Here is a 17,894-nt window from a genome sequence, read left to right as displayed (position 1 = left end):
TTATCAGACTTGAAGAGTCAATATTTTCGGGTGTTACTTTCTTATTTGTGAAATTTCAATAGTAATACTTCCCTTTAAAATGGCTTAATGGTCCATTGCAACTGAGCAAAGGTTGTAAAGTACTCTAGCACCTACATTTGCATTCCATTCCTTATCTCCCTCTTTTGGAGCCACTTCGCACAGATCAAAACCAATAACTCTTCTCCCTGATTTCACTATCATATTTAATAGATAAATGGCCTCGTTATACTCTAAGCCTCCTGGAACTGGCGTTCCTGTACCAGTACACAAGTGAGGGTTCAATCCATCAATATCAAAACTCACGTAAACAAAATGCGGCAGTCTACTAATTATATCCTTTGCCATTGTATGCCAATGTCCTCCAGTAAATCGATTCTCCATCAATTCCATATCAAAAAAGGTTTCTACCTTTTCTGACATCGAAGCAAGATGCAATTCTTCTTCACTAAAATCCCTAATACCTACTTGAACTAGTTTAACAACTGAAGGAAGTTGGATTGCATTGTACATAGAAGAGGCATGAGAGTGTGTAAACCCTTCATAAGCTTTTCTCAAATCCATATGAGCATCAATTTGCAACACTCCAAACTCATTATACTTAGTACTTAGAGCCTCCAAAAAACCATATGAAACACTATGATCTCCTCCAACTATTCCTACCATCTTACCAGCGTCAATTAACTCTTTAGCCGCTTTCATGACAATAGCATTGAGTGATAGAGAAGACATATTAACCTTATCTATAACCTCTTGATAATGTGAACCATCAGCACCATCCTCCAACGCTTTCATATATGGCTCTACCAGTTCTCTCAACTCTTTAGAGGCCTTTAGAATTTTCTCTGGAATTACATCCATGAAAATACCGTTTTTCCAAGGAGCCTCCTTTCTTCCAAAAAGTTGAAGGTCTATCTGTGGTGAAGCGTCTAAAATTGCCTTGGGACCATTAGCAGTTCCTGATTGATATGAAGTAGTGACGTCCCAAGGTACAGGAACAAGCACTGTACTAGCATTAGCTCTATCAAAAGGAAGACCAAATATGGTTCCTTTCTTCCCAGGTCCACTTGAATTGTATTCTTTAGTATTTGACATTGACATTAAGCTATTGGAGGTGTTTGATATTGTATTAAATCCATTGTTTTCTCAGAGATTTCAGCCCAATCACCTTCATAGGACAATTCAACAACCCCTGCTGGTGATACTCCAACAAGAATATCCCCAGAAATATATTCTGCTAAATAAGGAATACCTGGATTATGAGCAACAATTACCACTTTCTTCCATGATTCCTCTAACTTATTAATTTCATGCAGAAGAATTCTGGTAGAAGCTTCATAAAGCTCATCTTTAAAAATTATCCTTTCTGGATTAAAATTAAGCTGCTCAGCAATCAATACAGCAGTCTGTCTAGTTCTGATAGCTGAACTACATAATACGGCGTCTGGCCTTCCCAATAATTCGCTCAGCTTATTTCCTACCTTACTAGCTACCACCTCACCGTCAGGAGTTAGTGTCCGATCAATATCCTTGAGTTCAAAATTACCCATTTCGGCTTCGGCATGCCTTATTAAAAACAATTGTCTGGTCATATCAAAAGTTTTATGTCAGATGCGGTAATATAGAGAGAAATTGATTTTTAGCCCGTTGCTGAAATTAATTTTTTTTCCTCATATTTGGCGCTTTCAGTTGTAACCGCATCAAATAAATGTCGAAAAATTTAGTCATAGTTGAGTCACCAGCGAAAGCAAAAACAATAGAGGGGTATTTAGGAAAAGACTATAAAGTGACGTCGAGCTATGGTCACATACGTGACTTACAAAAAGGCAATGCAGCTATAGACGTAGAGAATGGCTTCGAACCCAAATACGAAATATCTGCGGACAAAAAAGATGTTATTCGAGAGTTAAAAAAATTAGTTAAGGATTCCGAGACAATATACCTCGCGAGTGATGATGACCGTGAAGGAGAAGCTATCTCTTGGCACTTAATGGAAGCCCTTAAACTGAAGAAAAATCAGACTAAAAGAATCGTATTTAGAGAAATCACTAAAAGTGCGATAACAGCAGCTATTGAAAATCCAAGGGGAATAGATGTTGACTTAGTCAATGCTCAGCAAGCTCGGAGAGTACTTGATAGACTAGTTGGTTTCGAATTATCTCCTATTCTATGGAAAAAAATAAAAACTGGTTTATCTGCTGGACGTGTTCAATCAGTAGCAGTAAGATTAGTTGTAGATCGTGAAAGAGAAATAGATACTTTCAAATCTACGTCATCGTTTAAAGTAACTGCAGAGTTCGAGTTGGAAGGAAACAAAGTACTTCAAGCTGAACTCTCTCAAAAATTCAAAACAGAAAAAGAGGCTTTACAATTTGTTTCAGATTGTACAAAGGCTGATTTTTCAATTAAGAATTTAGAAAAAAAACCAGGAAAAAAATCACCGGCTCCTCCGTTTACCACTTCAACTCTACAACAAGAAGCTAGTAGAAAACTTGGTTTCTCTGTAGCCAGAACAATGAGCGTAGCTCAAAAGCTATACGAAGCTGGTAAAATATCATACATGAGAACTGACTCTTTAAACTTGTCTAAGGAAGCAATGTCTGCTGCAAATGCTGAGATACTTAGCAGTTATGGAGAAAGCTTTGCTAAGAGTCGCATTTACAAGACAAAAAATGAATCAGCACAAGAAGCTCATGAGGCCATAAGACCTACAAACTTCAGTGATCACCATGCAGGTAGTGATGATGCTGAAAAGCGACTATATGATTTAATCTGGAAAAGGGCTATTGCTTCTCAGATGTCAGATGCACAACTAGAAAAAACAGTAGCGTCAATTGATATTTCCACAAGAGATGAAAGCTTAGTCGCGACTGGTGAGATCGTTAAGTTTGAAGGTTTTCTAAAAGTTTACCTAGAGTCTTCAGATGACGAAGAAGAAAATGAAGATCAAAAAGGAATGCTTCCACCTCTAGAAATCGGACAGACCCTTAATTTGAAAAACCTTAGAGCGAAAGAAGGCTTTACTAGACATCCAGCGAGATATACGGAAGCTAGTCTGGTTAAGAAACTTGAAGAAATGGGAATTGGGAGACCTTCAACATATGCTCCTACCATAAGCACTATCCAAAAGCGAGACTATGTAAATAAAGAGTCAAGAGATGGATATGAAAGAGGATATCGTGAAATTTCTATCAAAAGTGGTGAAGCAATTTCACAAACTAAAAAGGAAAACACTGGTGTAGAAAAAAACAAACTATTCCCTACAAATATAGCTATGGTAGTGAATGACTTCTTAGTGGATCACTTTCCAAATGTTGTAGACTTCTCATTTACAGCAAAAGTTGAACAAGAGTTCGATGAAATAGCACATGGTCAAAAAGTTTGGAATGACATGATTGATCAATTCTACGGAGGATTCCATAAAACCGTAGAGACTACCGAACAAATAGATCGTCAGGAATTAAACACAGCTAGAGAATTAGGAACAGACCCTAAGACAGGAAAAAAAGTATTAACCAGACTGGGTAGGTATGGCGCTATGGTTCAGTTGGGTGAAGCTAGTGAAGATGAAAACGCAGAAAAACCTCAATATGCAAGTCTAAGAAAAGGGCAATTCATAGAAAGTATCACTCTAGAAGATGCACTTGAGTTATTTAAGCTTCCAAGGCAAGTTGGTCAATTTGAGGATAAAGTAATGACCGCAGCTATTGGTAGATTTGGACCATACATTCGTCATGATGGCAAATTTGTTTCTATTCCAAAAGGTGTTGATCCACTTGAAATAACACATGATGAAGCTGTAGAACTTATTCTAGCAAAAAGAAAAGCAGATGCAGAAAAACATATCAAAAGTTTTGACGAAAACCCTGATGTTCAAATATTGAATGGACGATGGGGCCCATACATTAAATTTGGAAAAAAGAATGTTAAAATCCCTAAGGACATAGAAGACCCAAAGGCGTTAACATATGATGATGTGGTTGAGTTAGAGAAAAAAGCTCCAGAAAAGAAAACTAGAAAAAAGAAATAATTTTTATTTCAACAAATCCATATCTCTAATTAGGATTCGCCGACGATCAAAATTAATAATGTTTTGATCTTTCAAGCTATTCAAGGTAGTTGTGACTGTTTGACGGGAGGTCCCTGTCAAACTAGCAATGTCCTTGTGAGTGAAGTTGTTTTTGATTAATGTTTCAAAACCAACTTTCTTACCATTTTCCTCAGCCATTTCCCTTAGAAAATCAACTATCCGTGTTCTTGAATCCTTAGAAATTATTGATTCAAGTCTACTCTCCAACATTGATATTTTCTTTCCAAAAATGCCTAAGATATTGACATTTAACTCTGAATCATTTCTTGAATTATTCAATACATCTTCAACCTTATAAGCATAAACTTCAGTATCGTTAACTACTGCTTGAGCATAAGAATCACGCTTTTTCTCACCAGTCAGTGCCTTTTCTCCAAAAACTGATCCTCTTCCACTAATAGTTTTGACTACCTCACTGCCATGACCGCTTGGTTTAGCAACTTTAACACATCCAGAACTGATCAAAAATATCTCATTTGACAAGTCTCCAGACTGAAAAATAAAACTTCCTTTTGATAACTTCACTACCCTAGCAGGAACTGAAGCCATTCCAAACTCAACTTCATCTTCTCTAGGAATGCTATCAAACTGAGGTGTTAAAGGCAATCGAGTAATCTTTTTCTTTTCAATTATCATAACTCCGATTTATAATTTACCAATACAACAATATTTCCTATAAATAATATTCATTTACGTAATAGAGCTAACAAAAATCAATCACAGTCTGTCACCTTCTTTTTTATATTTGCGGCACTTCGAATCATGACATATTTTTATTTAAAAGCTCTGCACATCATTTTCGTGACCACTTGGTTCGCGGGATTATTTTATATAGTTAGACTATTCATCTACTCTACAGAAGCCCAAGAAAAACCAGAACCAGAAAAGTCTATATTGTATAAGCAATTAATGATTATGCAAAACCGACTCCTTGTGATCATCACTCATCCTTCTGCAATCATTACGCTAATTATTGGAGTTTGGTTGGCTGTTGCAACAAACTTTTGGAAACAGCCATGGTTTCATGTTAAAGCTTTGTTTCTTATTGGTCTATATTCTTATCATCTAATTTGTAGCAAAATTCACAAGCAAATGCAAAAAGGGGTTTTCAAATACACTTCCAACCAATTGAGAATTTGGAATGAAGTAGCTACAATTTTTTTATTCGCCATCGTGTTCATCGTAGTTTTAAAAAGCACTTTCACTTGGATATTCGGAGTTATGGGACTGATTATTCTAAGTATAATATTAATGCTAGGAATTAAAATTTATAAAAGACTAAGGAATGAAAAATAGCATTTTAATCATCATCGCAGTATTTAGTTTAAGTTGTAGCTCGATTCGTAAGAAAGAGGTTCTTCCTGTCTTAGGTAGATATGAGGTCATTGAAAAAACAATTGATGGTAAAAAAACATATGACTCCATTCCCCATACCATAGCTGATTTTTCTTTTTTGAACCAAGACAGCATGATTGTCGATAATGATTTCCTGAAAGGAAAAGCATATATAGCTGATTTTTTCTTTACTTCATGCCCTACTATATGCCCTACTATGAAAAAACAGCTCCTCCGAGTTTTTGATAAATACAAACATGAAAAGGATTTTGCTATTTTGTCTCATACTATTGACCCTAAACATGACACTATACCACTGCTGAAGGACTTTTCGGAAAGATTAGGAGTAACAGGTGGCAATTGGCATTTTCTTTATGGTACTCAAGAAGAAATTTATAGTATTGGAGAAAAAAGTTATATGCTGATAGCTGGAGAGGATTCTAGTGCACCAGGAGGATACATTCATAGTGGAGCTTTTATACTAGTTGATGACCAAAAGAGAGTTAGAGGCATATATGACGGCACGGATGTTGATCAAGTAAATATTTTATTAATTGAACTAGACTTATTATTAAATGAAATCAAAAGCCGCAATTAGCATAATATTGTTCATTACTCCAATATTTGTAGCATGTAGTCAAGATGTTAAACTCAAACAATATATTGCTAAGGGGGAAGAGCTATATTTAGCAAACTGCATTCATTGTCACCAAGCTGATGGTTCAGGCCTAGCAGCAGTGATTCCTCCAGTGAATTCCGACTTTTCTATTAAAAACAAAGCGTTTAGCATTTGTGTAATTAAAAATGGATTACAAGGAGAGATAGAGGTTGAAGGACAAACGTATAATGGCAATATGCCTTCTGTTGCTTTTACTGATTTGGAGTTAGCAGAATTGATTACATACCTCAATAACTCTTGGGGAAAACAAGAGTCAATTACTACTATTAGTGAAGTAGAAGACGCGCTTAAAAATTGTAGATAAACTACCCCCTAGTCCTCTGTATTTTGGACTAGGGAATGCTCTTTTCAATTTTTAATATCTAGAAAGCGCTTTTTCTGCATCTGACTTAGCAGTAATCATATTGGCTTTAACAGCACTGATTGCAGTCTTTTGCTCTTGTAAATATTTCATAACATCATCATGACTCATTTCTTCACTAGGCTGTTCGAACTCTCTCATCCAGTTCATCATAGACTCATTAGCCAATTCTACAGTGAGGGATAGGTCTTGCAACTGTTTTGAAACATCTGTATTAGTAGCAGAGTCTAAAACCAATAGAGAATCTGCTGTTTGCCTCAACTTACCTGACAACTTATGTAAAGTACCCATCTCAGGCATTACTTCATCATGAATGGCAATAACTTCATCCATCAGCACCTGCTCACTTTTCTTTTCACTGCTGCAAGAAAACAAAAGTAATATCGCACCTAAAAATAATAATTGATTAATCTTCATCTTTTAACATTGTTAATTCGACTACGAATTTAAAGCATTCAACAAAAGAAAAAGACAACTCATCGACTGATCTATTCTTTCAATACCTTCATCGAATAGATTATAAATTAAAGGTTAACCTATAAATCTTTACGCATCAAAAATGATTCAATAGTGAATCAACAATACCCACAAAAACTTTATTAGCCATGTTATCTGTATTAGTCCTATTTTCAATATCAATTATTTTTCTAAGCTACATTCGATACAAGCGAGATTTACAACGTTACTCAAACGAATAGAAAACCACGTTTTAAAAGTATCTTGATAAACTTTAAAAAGGAATTAACAGCTTATTGATTCTTAATAGCTGTTTTATGCTTCAAAATTATTAACATTGTGCAGTTTATAGAAACATCAATCACCGCCATTTAAATTAGAGATTATACTATCGACTTATGAATATCTTAGATATTTTAGCCCTATTTATATGTTTGGCGGGTATATTTATCTACATCAACACTTATTACCTGAAGCTTCCTTCTTCAGTAGGGTTGATGATATTAGCCATGGGCCTATCTTTTACGCTTCAAATACTTCAAGTAGTTATTCCTGAATTTCAAACTGGGGCAAGAAGAATTCTTCAGGACTATGATTATCATGAGGTTTTGTACCAATTGGTACTAAGCTTTATGCTTTTCGCAGGAGCACTACAAATAGATTTCAAAAAGTTAGCTGAAGAACGTACCCCTGTTTTAATTCTTGCACTACTTGGGGTAATAATATCAACTATAGTAATAGGATCTGCTGTTTGGTACCTATTGAGTTTTATAGGAATTGAAATGGATATTATGTATTGCCTTGTTTTCGGCGCATTAATATCCCCTACTGACCCTATAGCAGTAACAGCGACAATTAGAAAATATAGTCTATCGAAGAACTTAGAAACCAGAATAGCAGGTGAATCTCTGTTTAACGATGGCATAGCGGTTGTAATAGCACTTACTTTATTAGACCTGGCACATGCTGGAGAGGATCATTTTTTAGGTCCGGTTGACATTCTTTGGGTTTTCGGTACTGATATCACTGGAGGTATAGTGATTGGGTTGTTCTTAGGATATTTGGGATATCGAGTACTTAAATACATAGACAACGACGAAGTTGAGGTTGAAGTATTAATGACTCTTGCACTTGTAATGGCAGGTACTCAAATTGCTGAATTCACCCATGTATCTGCTAAGCAGGCCGTAGTCATAATGGGATTGGTTATAGGTAATGAAGGTAAGAGTGATCATGTAACAAGTGCTGCGGGGGATTATGTTTTCAAGTTCTGGAACTTGATTGAAGAAACGCTCAATGCAATGTTATTTGTCCTAATCGGTTTAGAGATGCTGATTATCCCATTGAGAATGGATTATTTTGCAGCAGGACTTTTTGCTTTTATCATTGTTCTTGCAGCTAGATATATTAGTGTAGGTGTCCCGATCGCTGTAATGAGTACTTATCGAACATTCGAAAAGAATACACTTCAAGTATTAGCATGGGGAGGACTAAGAGGCGGTATTCCTATAGCCTTATCACTATCACTTCCCGAGTTTGAAGGAAAGGATGTTATCATAACCATGACTTACACTGTAGTGGTCTGCTCAGTGCTATATCAAGGCCTGACGATTCCTAGGCTTATGAAATCTACATTTCCAACAAGGCGATAGTTATTCTCAATAATAACACCTGACAGATTTTTCTTTATTTTGATGGAGAGACGTTATATTATTGCCTCTTAAGATTAAATAATGAGAAAACTTCAATTGCTATTATTATCCACTGTACTATGCTGTGTCGCACTGTGTAATTGTGGAACTAAAGCTAAACAAAAGCCCGAAACGGCTAGAATCAAAAGCAAAGTAAAAGTAATATCTCCCAAAAACGGATTTAAAATTGTAGATGGAGATAGTCTTAATATCCAATTTTCTTTAAAAAACGAAAGCACTAGTATTGACTCATTTCAAATAGAAATTGAGAATAAAAAAATAGTACAGCAAGGGTTTAGTAGCCTTGTTAGTACTGAAGGGATAAAAATGGGAAGACAAAATATTGATTATACCATCTTCTTATCAGACGGCACACAAGAAAGAAAAAGGTCAACTATAATAGTCAAGTCTAATAAAAGACCTAAAGCATACACTTATAGAATAGTTAAACAATACCCTCACAGCAAAAAAGCTTTCACACAAGGTCTTACTATAAGAAATGGAGAGCTTTTCGAAAGTACAGGTCAAAATGGAATGTCAAGTATTAGAAAAATAGATGTTTCAACAGGTGAAATTCTAGCTCAGAAAAACTTAGAAAGTCAATTTTTCGGAGAAGGGAGCACTATAATTGATGATAAAATCTATATGCTAACTTGGACTAAAAACACAGGATTCTTATTCGATAGAAATACACTTGAAAAAATAGGAGAGTTCTCTTACCCCTCTGAAGGTTGGGGATTGACTAATATGGGTGACACGTTGATTCTAAGTGATGGTTCTAGCAATATTTATTTTAAAGAGAAAGAAAGCTTCACCGATATTGGGGCTATTCAAGTATATGATAATAAAGGTCCAATAGACGACTTGAATGAACTGGAGTATATCAATGGAAAAATATTTGCCAACCGATGGATGACTGATCTAGTCTACATTATATCACCAAAAACAGGTAAAGTTGAAGCTGTTATCAACTTAGAAGGATTGTTGACTTCCAAGGAACGTAATGATATTAGCATTGACGTTCTAAATGGAATAGCCTACGATAAACAATTGAAGAAACTCTATGTTACAGGTAAAAACTGGCCTAGCTTATTTGAAATTGAGTTAATAGAAAGAGCAAAACCATAACTATGACATTAGAGGAAACCACCAAAAAAGTATTGATCTTGGCTTCTGAAAAACATGGAGCAATAGGCAAAAAAATCAAATTTAAATTTCCTGAAGGAGTAATAGTTCTAGATGATACTCAAGTTTCAACTATTGTAAACAATGAAGACTCTACCGATATAGACTGTGTCATAAGAATAAGCCTAGAGAACTTTACTAAATTAATGACTAGGGAAATAAATGCCATGGGTGCTTATATGACGGGAAAAATAAAAATTGATGGTGATATGAGTGTAGCTATGAAACTTTCTTCTCTATTCTAAAAATCATATTCCTATAACTAAACAATCTATCATCTGAACTGTTCAAAAAAGACCCGATTATAAAATTTAAAAACTTGGAGTGGTTAATAATAAATAGCATAACTATGCTACGGCTGTCATTAAATAGGGATCCCATTCTTTTCTCATTCTCAAAGTGGATTTAAGATAAGTAACAAAAGAAGGTCTATATGGTTTTCTAGCCAATCTTAATCCTGCTTCTTCAGGAGACAAATCTCCCTTTTTGGAATTACATGTTTTACATGCCGTTACTAAATTTTTCCATGTTGTTTGTCCCCCTTTACTTCTAGGTATAAGATGATCCATAGTTAGATCTTCTTTGCTACCACAGTATTGGCATTCTCCATTATCTCTTTTGAAAAGATTTTGTCTAGTTAAAACTACTGCTTGGTAAGGAACACGAATATATTTTTTGATCCGAACTACTAAAGGCAAAGGAAATGATTCACTTACGGAATGAAGTTGAACAGTATTGTCTGATTCTATCATATCCGCTTTAGAAAGAAAGACAAGTAAAAATGCACGGCTGACTGTACAGATTGTCAGAGGAGTGTAATCTTGATTCAATACTAAAACCTTATTCTGTACTAATTCCAAATCGACTTGAAGTAAATTCTATAATCGATCAGGAAATTAATTAATTTCTATTGAAATACTTAATATGACTACAAAAAACAACTAGTAACATATTCACTTTCAACAAATTGAACTACACCATAAACCGACGAATGTCTATTTTCTCTATTACAAACTCAGGATTGGATATTTTTCTAACTTGCCCTTCTATTACTCCCGTGAATTGTCCATCTCCTAAATAAACGAAACCTAATTGATTTCTTTTCTCTCCAGCAATAACTACATCACCGCATTTTAAATCTTCTAAACCCTTTACTTTATTTCCAGCATATCTAATTTCATCGAGCGTTCTAGGTACATAATACCCTCCAATTCTAAACACTTGTTGAATAAACCCTGACTCATCGATACCAAATATTGTCTTCCCTCCTTTTTGATAAGGGCTACCTTGATACATATCCAATAGTTCAGAGAGCTGATCAAAATTCATCTTTTCAGAATAAAGTTTAGAAGCTCCATCAAATGTGACTTGATCATCCTGAAAAAGCCCATTAGAAGTAACAGGCACTACACTCCCCAAAAGGACATTAATCTTCTTCTTAGCAAGTTGAATGCTACCACTTAGGTTAACGCAAATTTGAAAATCGCTTTCGCAAAGCTGTTTATAAAACTCGTCTGGAATAGTTTTGTGCTGGGAGATTAGAATCCACCCTACCGAACCATCATAAGCTTGTTTTACCTTATACCATTCTCTTTGACTACTTATAACTTCGTAGTGCTCTCCATACAATAATTGAGAAACCTGATCAGCTGTACCTTCTGCTCTGGTTTTCATGCTAACTACACTGAGCCTACAAATTCCTTTTAGCAACTCACTCATGGTCAAAATCTATTTCGATCCATTTCCCTTTTGATATCTTTATCTTTGATACTGTCTCGTTTATCGTGGATTTTCTTCCCTTTTGCTAGTGCGATTTCCATTTTAGCAAAACCTCTCTCGTTTATAAACAAACGTATAGGAATAATAGTCAAACCCTTTTCTTGGCTTTTTTTATCCAGTTTAGCAATTTCTTGTCTATTGAGAAGTAACTTTCTTTCCCTTACTGGATCATGATTATAGATTGTTCCTTGTTCATATACTGAAATATGCATTCCTTTAATAAACACCTCTTCATTAGAAATATAACAGTATGCTTCTTGGAGACTAGCCTTTCCTTCTTTAATGGATTTGATTTCCGTACCCTTAAGTACTAAACCTGCTGTATACTTATCTATAAACGAAAATTCAAAACTCGCTTTCTTATTTTTGATATTGATACTATTTGAAAACCTTCCTTTTGACGCCATATTAATGCATTTTCATTCTTGGTTCTGGAGATACAGCAAGATCACTATACTCTCCCAACTCTAACATATAATGTCCAGTAATAGCAATCATGGCAGCATTATCAGTACAGTACTCAAATCGTGGAATATATGTTTCCCAACCCTTGCGCTTACCTAGAACTTCTAGTTCTGTTCTTAAACCACTATTTGCAGATACCCCACCAGCTATTACAATTTCATTGATTCCTTCTTGATCAGCAGCTTTTTCAAGTTTTTCCAAGAGCATCTTAATCAACTGTGCTTGGATACTTGCTGCAAGGTCTACTTTATTCTCCTCAATAAACTGACTATTCTTTTGTAAATTGTTTTGAATAAAGTACAAAAATGAAGTTTTAATGCCACTAAATGAATATTCTAAATCAGGCATATCCGTTTCTGAAAAAACAAACTTACTTGAATCACCTTGTTTAGATAATTTGTCTATCATAGGACCACCAGGATACGGCAGCCCCATTATTTTAGCACACTTATCAAAGGCTTCTCCTACTGCATCATCTTGTGTTTGACCAATCACCTTCATTGATAAATAATTATCGACTCTTACAATTTGAGTATGCCCCCCACTGACCGTCAAACATAGAAATGGAAATGAAGGTTTTGGTTCTTCAATAAAGTGAGCCAGTATATGTCCTTGCATATGATTTACTCCTAGTAAGGGAATATCTAGTGCCATAGCCATTGACTTAGCAAATGAAGTTCCTACTAGTAATGCCCCCAAAAGTCCTGGTCCTTGAGTAAACGCAATAGCGTTTAATTCTTGTTTAGTAATGCCAGCAATTGAAAGAGCTTCCATTACTACGGGTGCTATTTTTTGTTGATGGGCCCGTGATGCCAACTCCGGTACAACTCCTCCATATTTACTATGTATTTCTTGAGAAGCAATAACATTACTCTTGATCACTCCATCTATACATACTGCTGCGGAAGTCTCATCGCAGCTGGACTCTATTGCTAAAATGACATTTTTCATATCTGTGGCAAATGTGGGTATATTTTTTGTAGACTACGCACTAGTTTTTGTTTAAGGCACTTTAAACGATTTCAATTAGTAAGTTTTAGTGCATTAAAGCATGAATTAAAAAATTAAAACTTGAATCCATTTCTATCGTAAATCAAGATCTGATAATTGGCCTTAGAGAAACCAATAATAGAGGTAAATTTGCCTTTATAGAATGAATAAAAAAGCAAAAGTAGAATCATTAGTACTGCTACGTAAGTCCCCTAAAATCTTCATTTGGACTCTAGCTATCTTAGCAGTTTTTTTTATTGCTTTTATATCGGCATTTCAAATCCCAAGGTTTCAAACTGAATTAGTTAATAAAGTTTCTGAACTCATATCTTCTAAAACAAGTTTTGCAATCACCGTAGGCAAAGCAAATCTGACTTGGTACGACCAAATGGAATTAAACGATATTAGGATATTTGAAAAATCCAATGATAGTACCTTAATACAAGTAGATGATCTATCTCTAGATGTTAATTTAATTCATTTCTTATTCACGCAAGAAATCAAAGGAAGAAGACTGACACTTGAAAAACCGCAAATACATATTATAAAAAGTAGCGATTCTCTTGAAATCAACCTTACCCGATTCTTAAATGAGCTAAAGTTGGCATTTAAAAAAGATGAAAATCAAAAGAAGACTAGCCTGAATATTAGCTCTACATTTATTTCTAATGGTGTGTTCAGTTATAATGATGTAACAAGACCAAGAGAATATGATTTCAAAGACATCAACCACATCACATACAATCAACTCAATGGAAAACTTAGTGAACTTATATATTTGAATGACAAAATCGATGTAAAAATAGATTCATTAACTGCCATCGATCCAGATTATTGTTTTGATATCAAGTCGTTTCAAAGTCATTTACTTTTCAACAAACAATCACTTTCCCTTAATCGACTTTCTCTAAATATAGGCAGCAGTCTTGTACGTGATTCGATTACATTCTTGTACAGCACCCCAAGCCAATTTAAATATTTATTTGACAGTATATACTTACATGCCAACCTTAAGAATACTATCATTCATACCAGAGATATCCAAAAGTTCATACCTAACTACCCCGTAACCAATCAAACTATTAATCTATCTGGAAAATATATAGGTACTATTAATGATCTCGAGCTGAAATCTGCTGAAATCCAAATTGGAAGACTATCCAAGTTTAGAACTTCTGGGATAGTTGTAGGACTTCCTAGTATCAAAGAAACTTTTTTTGATCTTAAATTTCAGAACAGCTCATTTTCTCATATTGACTTCAGTCAATACCTTCCATATAATTTCATTGAACGAATCACTCCTTTAGGAAAAACCTATTTTTCAGGCAGTTTTACTGGGTATCTAAATGATTTTGTTACAAAAACGAAAATAAATTCTGAAATTGGAACAGCCGACATAGGTGTAAGTATAAATATTAGAGAAGAGACAAAAGCATTCTACAGAGGAAGAATTAGCCTTGACAATTTTGAACTCAGCAAGTTTCTCACTCAAGAATCAAATGGTATTGAAAAAATCACTTTAGACGGAACAATTAAAGGAAATGGTCTTGAGGTTGAAACTGCAATATTTGATCTAGATGCCTTAGCAAAATCTGCTCACATTAAAGGATACCCATATAAGAACATTAGAACTAAGGCACATTTTGAAGCTGGAATATTCGCTGGAGAAATTGCTATCAATGATACTAACCTTCAGCTTGCAGGGCTTATGGACATCAATCTTAAAGAAGAAATTAAAAAGATTGATCTTGCTATTAAGATCGACACAATTAATATCGAACCATTAAACCTGTCCAGTGTACCTTTTAGTTTTTCATCTCAAATCAACGCTAAATTGTCCGGATCTCACTTTGAAGATCTCAGAGGATATTTAAACTTAAAAAACTTTTACATAGGTCACCAAAACCAAATTTTAAAAGTTGACTCCTTAAAATTGATTTCATCCTTATCTAAGGAAATGAGAATAATTGAATTAAAAACCAACAATTTAAGTGCTAGTCTTAAAGGACATTATACAAATAACAAATTAATAAAGGCTATCAATCACTTACACCAAGACATATCTACTCACCTCAAAAATAATGGAGCTGAAAAAAAAGATTATTATTTAAATAAAAGCTTAATTAAAGTGGATAATATAGATGCCAACTTATTGATATCTGCATCTAATCTTAATGAATATATCCAACCCTTCTTTCCTAAGATTAGTTTTTCTAAAAACATTAATATAAGTGGACAATTCAGTCAAGATTCAACTGTAAACCTAAGTCTATTCACAGAATTTGACTCCTCGTCTTTAGGTAAAAGTCAATTCATTGAAAATGAACTTGATATTCAATTAACTAAAAGTTTTTATAACTCAGACATAATAGCATCCATATATACTTCAAGCTTTAATCAAACATATGAAAAGATAAACAGTAAGAACCTAAAACATGAACTGTTATGGTTTAATGATGAGATTGAATATTACGGCACTATAAATCAACAAGGGCAAGAAAACGGTGCTGAAATAATTGCTAGAGCTTTTTTCAAAACAGATACTACTGTTATCAAATTTATTCCCTCTAACATAAGGATACTTGGAGAAAAGTGGAATTGGACTAAAAATCATGAAATCAACATAATAAATGATCAAATTTTATTCAAAAACTTTGGTGTAAGTTCTAATGATCAAAAATTTAAAATTAATGGCATTTATTCCATCTACAACACTCTGAATGTCAAGGTTACAAACCTTGACCTTTCGCTATTAAACACTATTACTCAAACAAAGATCGAAGGTATTCTTGATGGTGATTTTATAATCAACCAAGAAGAAGAACATCACCTTGTCAATGGTAAATTCATCACCACGGATATAAAAGTGGATGACTTCCTAGTAGGAAACCTATTTAGTTCTTCTAAATGGGAACCAAATGAGAAAAGACTCAATATCAAATCTTACTTAGTTCGCGATGATGATGAAAAAATGGATATACTTGGACATTACTACCCGTCCATGCAGGAGTTTGGAAATCTTGAGTTTAAAGCCAAATTTCATGATATGCATATTAAAACCCTAGAGCCATTTATCAATCAATTTTCTAATCTTGGAGGTACAGTCAAAGGAGACTTTTCACTCAGCGGGACTTTAGCAAAACCAATTATTGAAGGCCAAGGAAAAGTTTCAAATGGCAAATGTAAAGTTGACTATCTAAATACTAATTATGGATTTGAAGGATCGTTAAACTTTACCAAAACATCTATTTATATGGATGGATTTTCCATTAAGGATAGAGAACAAAATCAAGCTTTTCTTTCTGGAAATATCTATCATGAAGGATTCAAGAAATATGAATTAGACTTATTTGGAGAGTTCACCAATTTCAATTTGCTCAATACAACATCAGTAGACAATGATTTATACTATGGGTTTGCCTATGGGTCCGGAAACGTTCAGTTTACCGGTGCTTTGGAAAATCTTAATATCAAGGCTGAAGCGAAAACCACAAAGGGTACTCGACTATCTATCCCTTTGGATTGGAACTCCTCAACAGGTGGCGAACAAAAAGAATACATAGAATTTGGAACTATAGAACAAGATCTAAAGCAAGACAGCATTCAAACTACGTCGACAAGAGAGCGTGTTAAAATTAAAGGCATAGTTTTCGACTTCAATATAGAAGTCACTCCGGATGCTTATTTAGAACTCATTTTTGATGCCAAGTCTGGCGATATTATTAGAGGTAGAGGTAATGGCAATATGAACCTAGTAGTAGATACTCAAGGAGAGTTTAATATGTTTGGTGATTATCAGATAGAAGAAGGAGGGTATAATTTCACATTATACAACATTATCAACAAAGAATTCATAATCAACAAAGGAGGTTCCATTGCCTGGTACGGTGACCCATATGGTGCTCAAATAAATATCAATGCAAGATACCGACAGTTAGCATCCGTAGCTCCTTTGTTAAACTTATCAGAAGAGGATGTAGCATCACCAGAATCACGAAGAAAATATCCATCCTATGTAGACCTCTTTTTAACAGGCGATTTATTGGAGCCAAAAATTCAATTTGACATTGAAATTGAAGATTATCCAAGAACTATTAGCATAGTTTCTGACCCCGCATACCCTCTTGATACATATATTAATTCCTTTAAAACCAAAATACGAAATAATGAACAAGAGATGAATCGACAAGTTTTTAGTCTTATTATTCTAAGAAAATTCTCCCCAGAAAACACCTTTGATGTTAGCTCGACAACTATTGGAAGTAGCTTTAGTGAATTTATCTCAAATCAATTGAGTTATTGGGTGAGTCAGGTTGATGAAAATCTAGAAGTAGATGTAGATCTAGCTAGCTTAAGCGAAGATGCTTTTAACACTTTTCAACTAAGGCTATCGTATACGTTCTTCGATGGAAGATTAAGGGTCACTAGAGACGGGAGTATCAATACAGATAAAAACCAAGACACTCAAAGCAATAATAATAGTTACATAGGAGATTGGACAGTAGAATACATGCTCACCTCAGATGGAAGGTTTAGAGCAAAGGTTTACAGTAGAAATGATCTAAATGCAATTGAAACACAACCTAATGATACTAACTACGAAACTGGATTTAGTTTACAATTTGTTAGGAGTTTTGATGAGCTAAAACACATCCTACATGATAAACGTAAAGAAGAATTAAAGAATCAAAACATTTAAGTAAAAGAAAAACTGATTTGATAGTTCTTTTGGTTCAAACTCCAGACCTACCGTTTCTAGTACCATCAACAAATATTTTAGACTTTTTGAGTAACAACTAAAAATACTCGATTTTCATCCTTTTGTCAATTTTGTTACTTTTAAAC

General features: G+C 34.4%; 16 protein-coding genes. 8 read left to right on the top strand and 8 right to left on the bottom strand.

Going from position 1 to position 17,894, the window contains the following annotated elements:
• Nucleotides 1–84: 84 nt before the first annotated feature.
• Together DKG80_RS00210 and DKG80_RS00205 are read right to left on the bottom strand one after the other, a co-directional pair.
• Nucleotides 85–1,113: an agmatinase family protein gene (locus DKG80_RS00210; protein ID WP_109830169.1), complete on the bottom strand. Its 1,029-nt coding sequence runs from the start codon at nt 1,111–1,113 to the stop codon at nt 85–87.
• Nucleotides 1,114–1,118: 5 nt separating this feature from the next.
• Nucleotides 1,119–1,610: a SixA phosphatase family protein gene (locus DKG80_RS00205; RefSeq protein WP_109829271.1), complete on the bottom strand. Its 492-nt coding sequence runs from the start codon at nt 1,608–1,610 to the stop codon at nt 1,119–1,121.
• Between the two features lie 116 nt (nt 1,611–1,726).
• On the opposite strand from DKG80_RS00205, the gene topA reads away from it, so the two are divergent.
• Nucleotides 1,727–4,048 (top strand): type I DNA topoisomerase, encoded by a 2,322-nt coding sequence (topA, locus tag DKG80_RS00200; RefSeq protein ID WP_109829270.1) that lies wholly within the window; start codon nt 1,727–1,729, stop codon nt 4,046–4,048.
• Between the two features lie 3 nt (nt 4,049–4,051).
• On the opposite strand, the gene DKG80_RS00195 is transcribed toward topA, so the two are convergent.
• Nucleotides 4,052–4,744: a Crp/Fnr family transcriptional regulator gene (locus tag DKG80_RS00195; RefSeq protein ID WP_109829269.1), complete on the bottom strand. Its 693-nt coding sequence runs from the start codon at nt 4,742–4,744 to the stop codon at nt 4,052–4,054.
• Between the two features lie 126 nt (nt 4,745–4,870).
• Here DKG80_RS00195 and DKG80_RS00190 point away from each other — a divergent pair, with 126 nt between their 5' ends.
• From DKG80_RS00190 to DKG80_RS00180, 3 genes are read left to right on the top strand one after another with little or no spacing between them, the layout of a single operon-like run.
• Entirely contained in the window at nt 4,871–5,404 is a 534-nt protein-coding gene (locus DKG80_RS00190; RefSeq protein WP_109829268.1) for a CopD family protein, read from the top strand.
• Entirely contained in the window at nt 5,394–6,041 is a 648-nt protein-coding gene (locus DKG80_RS00185; protein ID WP_109829267.1) for an SCO family protein, read from the top strand. Before DKG80_RS00190 ends, DKG80_RS00185 begins: the two co-directional genes overlap by 11 nt.
• Nucleotides 6,019–6,426, top strand: a complete 408-nt coding sequence (locus DKG80_RS00180; RefSeq protein WP_109829266.1) for a c-type cytochrome — start codon at nt 6,019–6,021, stop codon at nt 6,424–6,426. The genes DKG80_RS00185 and DKG80_RS00180 overlap by 23 nt, the downstream gene beginning before the upstream one ends.
• 51 nt (nt 6,427–6,477) lie before the next feature.
• Here DKG80_RS00180 and DKG80_RS00175 read toward each other — a convergent pair whose 3' ends face one another.
• A complete protein-coding gene (locus tag DKG80_RS00175; RefSeq protein ID WP_109829265.1) occupies nt 6,478–6,900 on the bottom strand; it encodes a hypothetical protein in 423 nt (140 codons plus the stop codon).
• Between the two features lie 437 nt (nt 6,901–7,337).
• Here DKG80_RS00175 and DKG80_RS00170 point away from each other — a divergent pair, with 437 nt between their 5' ends.
• The 3 genes from DKG80_RS00170 to DKG80_RS00160 all read left to right on the top strand — a co-directional run bounded on the left by DKG80_RS00170 (nt 7,338) and on the right by DKG80_RS00160 (nt 10,060).
• Entirely contained in the window at nt 7,338–8,591 is a 1,254-nt protein-coding gene (locus DKG80_RS00170; RefSeq protein WP_109829264.1) for a cation:proton antiporter, read from the top strand.
• An 81-nt stretch (nt 8,592–8,672) separates the two neighbouring features.
• Nucleotides 8,673–9,758, top strand: coding sequence for a glutaminyl-peptide cyclotransferase (locus DKG80_RS00165; RefSeq protein WP_109829263.1), 1,086 nt, complete (start codon nt 8,673–8,675; stop codon nt 9,756–9,758).
• Between the two features lie 2 nt (nt 9,759–9,760).
• Entirely contained in the window at nt 9,761–10,060 is a 300-nt protein-coding gene (locus DKG80_RS00160; RefSeq protein WP_109829262.1) for an SCP2 sterol-binding domain-containing protein, read from the top strand.
• A gap of 102 nt (nt 10,061–10,162) precedes the next feature.
• Here DKG80_RS00160 and DKG80_RS00155 read toward each other — a convergent pair whose 3' ends face one another.
• The 4 genes from DKG80_RS00155 to tsaD all read right to left on the bottom strand — a co-directional run bounded on the left by DKG80_RS00155 (nt 10,163) and on the right by tsaD (nt 13,010).
• A complete protein-coding gene (locus tag DKG80_RS00155; protein WP_109829261.1) occupies nt 10,163–10,675 on the bottom strand; it encodes an HNH endonuclease in 513 nt (170 codons plus the stop codon).
• A gap of 112 nt (nt 10,676–10,787) precedes the next feature.
• Nucleotides 10,788–11,489 (bottom strand): C40 family peptidase, encoded by a 702-nt coding sequence (locus tag DKG80_RS00150; protein WP_162555591.1) that lies wholly within the window; start codon nt 11,487–11,489, stop codon nt 10,788–10,790.
• Nucleotides 11,490–11,536: 47 nt separating this feature from the next.
• The gene (smpB, locus tag DKG80_RS00145) at nt 11,537–12,001 is read right to left on the bottom strand and encodes an SsrA-binding protein SmpB (protein ID WP_109829259.1); all 465 of its coding nucleotides are present in this window, start codon (nt 11,999–12,001) and stop codon (nt 11,537–11,539) included.
• A gap of 1 nt (nt 12,002) precedes the next feature.
• Complete coding sequence (gene tsaD / locus DKG80_RS00140) at nt 12,003–13,010, bottom strand: tRNA (adenosine(37)-N6)-threonylcarbamoyltransferase complex transferase subunit TsaD (protein ID WP_109829258.1); 1,008 nt, start codon at nt 13,008–13,010, stop codon at nt 12,003–12,005.
• Nucleotides 13,011–13,212: 202 nt separating this feature from the next.
• Between tsaD and DKG80_RS00135 the strand changes: the two genes are divergently transcribed.
• Nucleotides 13,213–17,748 carry a translocation/assembly module TamB domain-containing protein gene (locus DKG80_RS00135; RefSeq protein WP_109829257.1) on the top strand — a complete coding sequence of 1,512 codons (4,536 nt, stop codon included), beginning with the start codon at nt 13,213–13,215 and terminating at the stop codon, nt 17,746–17,748.
• Nucleotides 17,749–17,894: the final 146 nt, after the last annotated feature.

The organism is Reichenbachiella versicolor, from assembly GCF_003171675.1.
GTDB lineage: Bacteria > Bacteroidota > Bacteroidia > Cytophagales > Cyclobacteriaceae > Reichenbachiella > Reichenbachiella versicolor.
The sequence above is the reverse complement of the archived record's forward strand: the minus strand, read 5'-3'. Positions and strand labels throughout refer to the sequence as shown.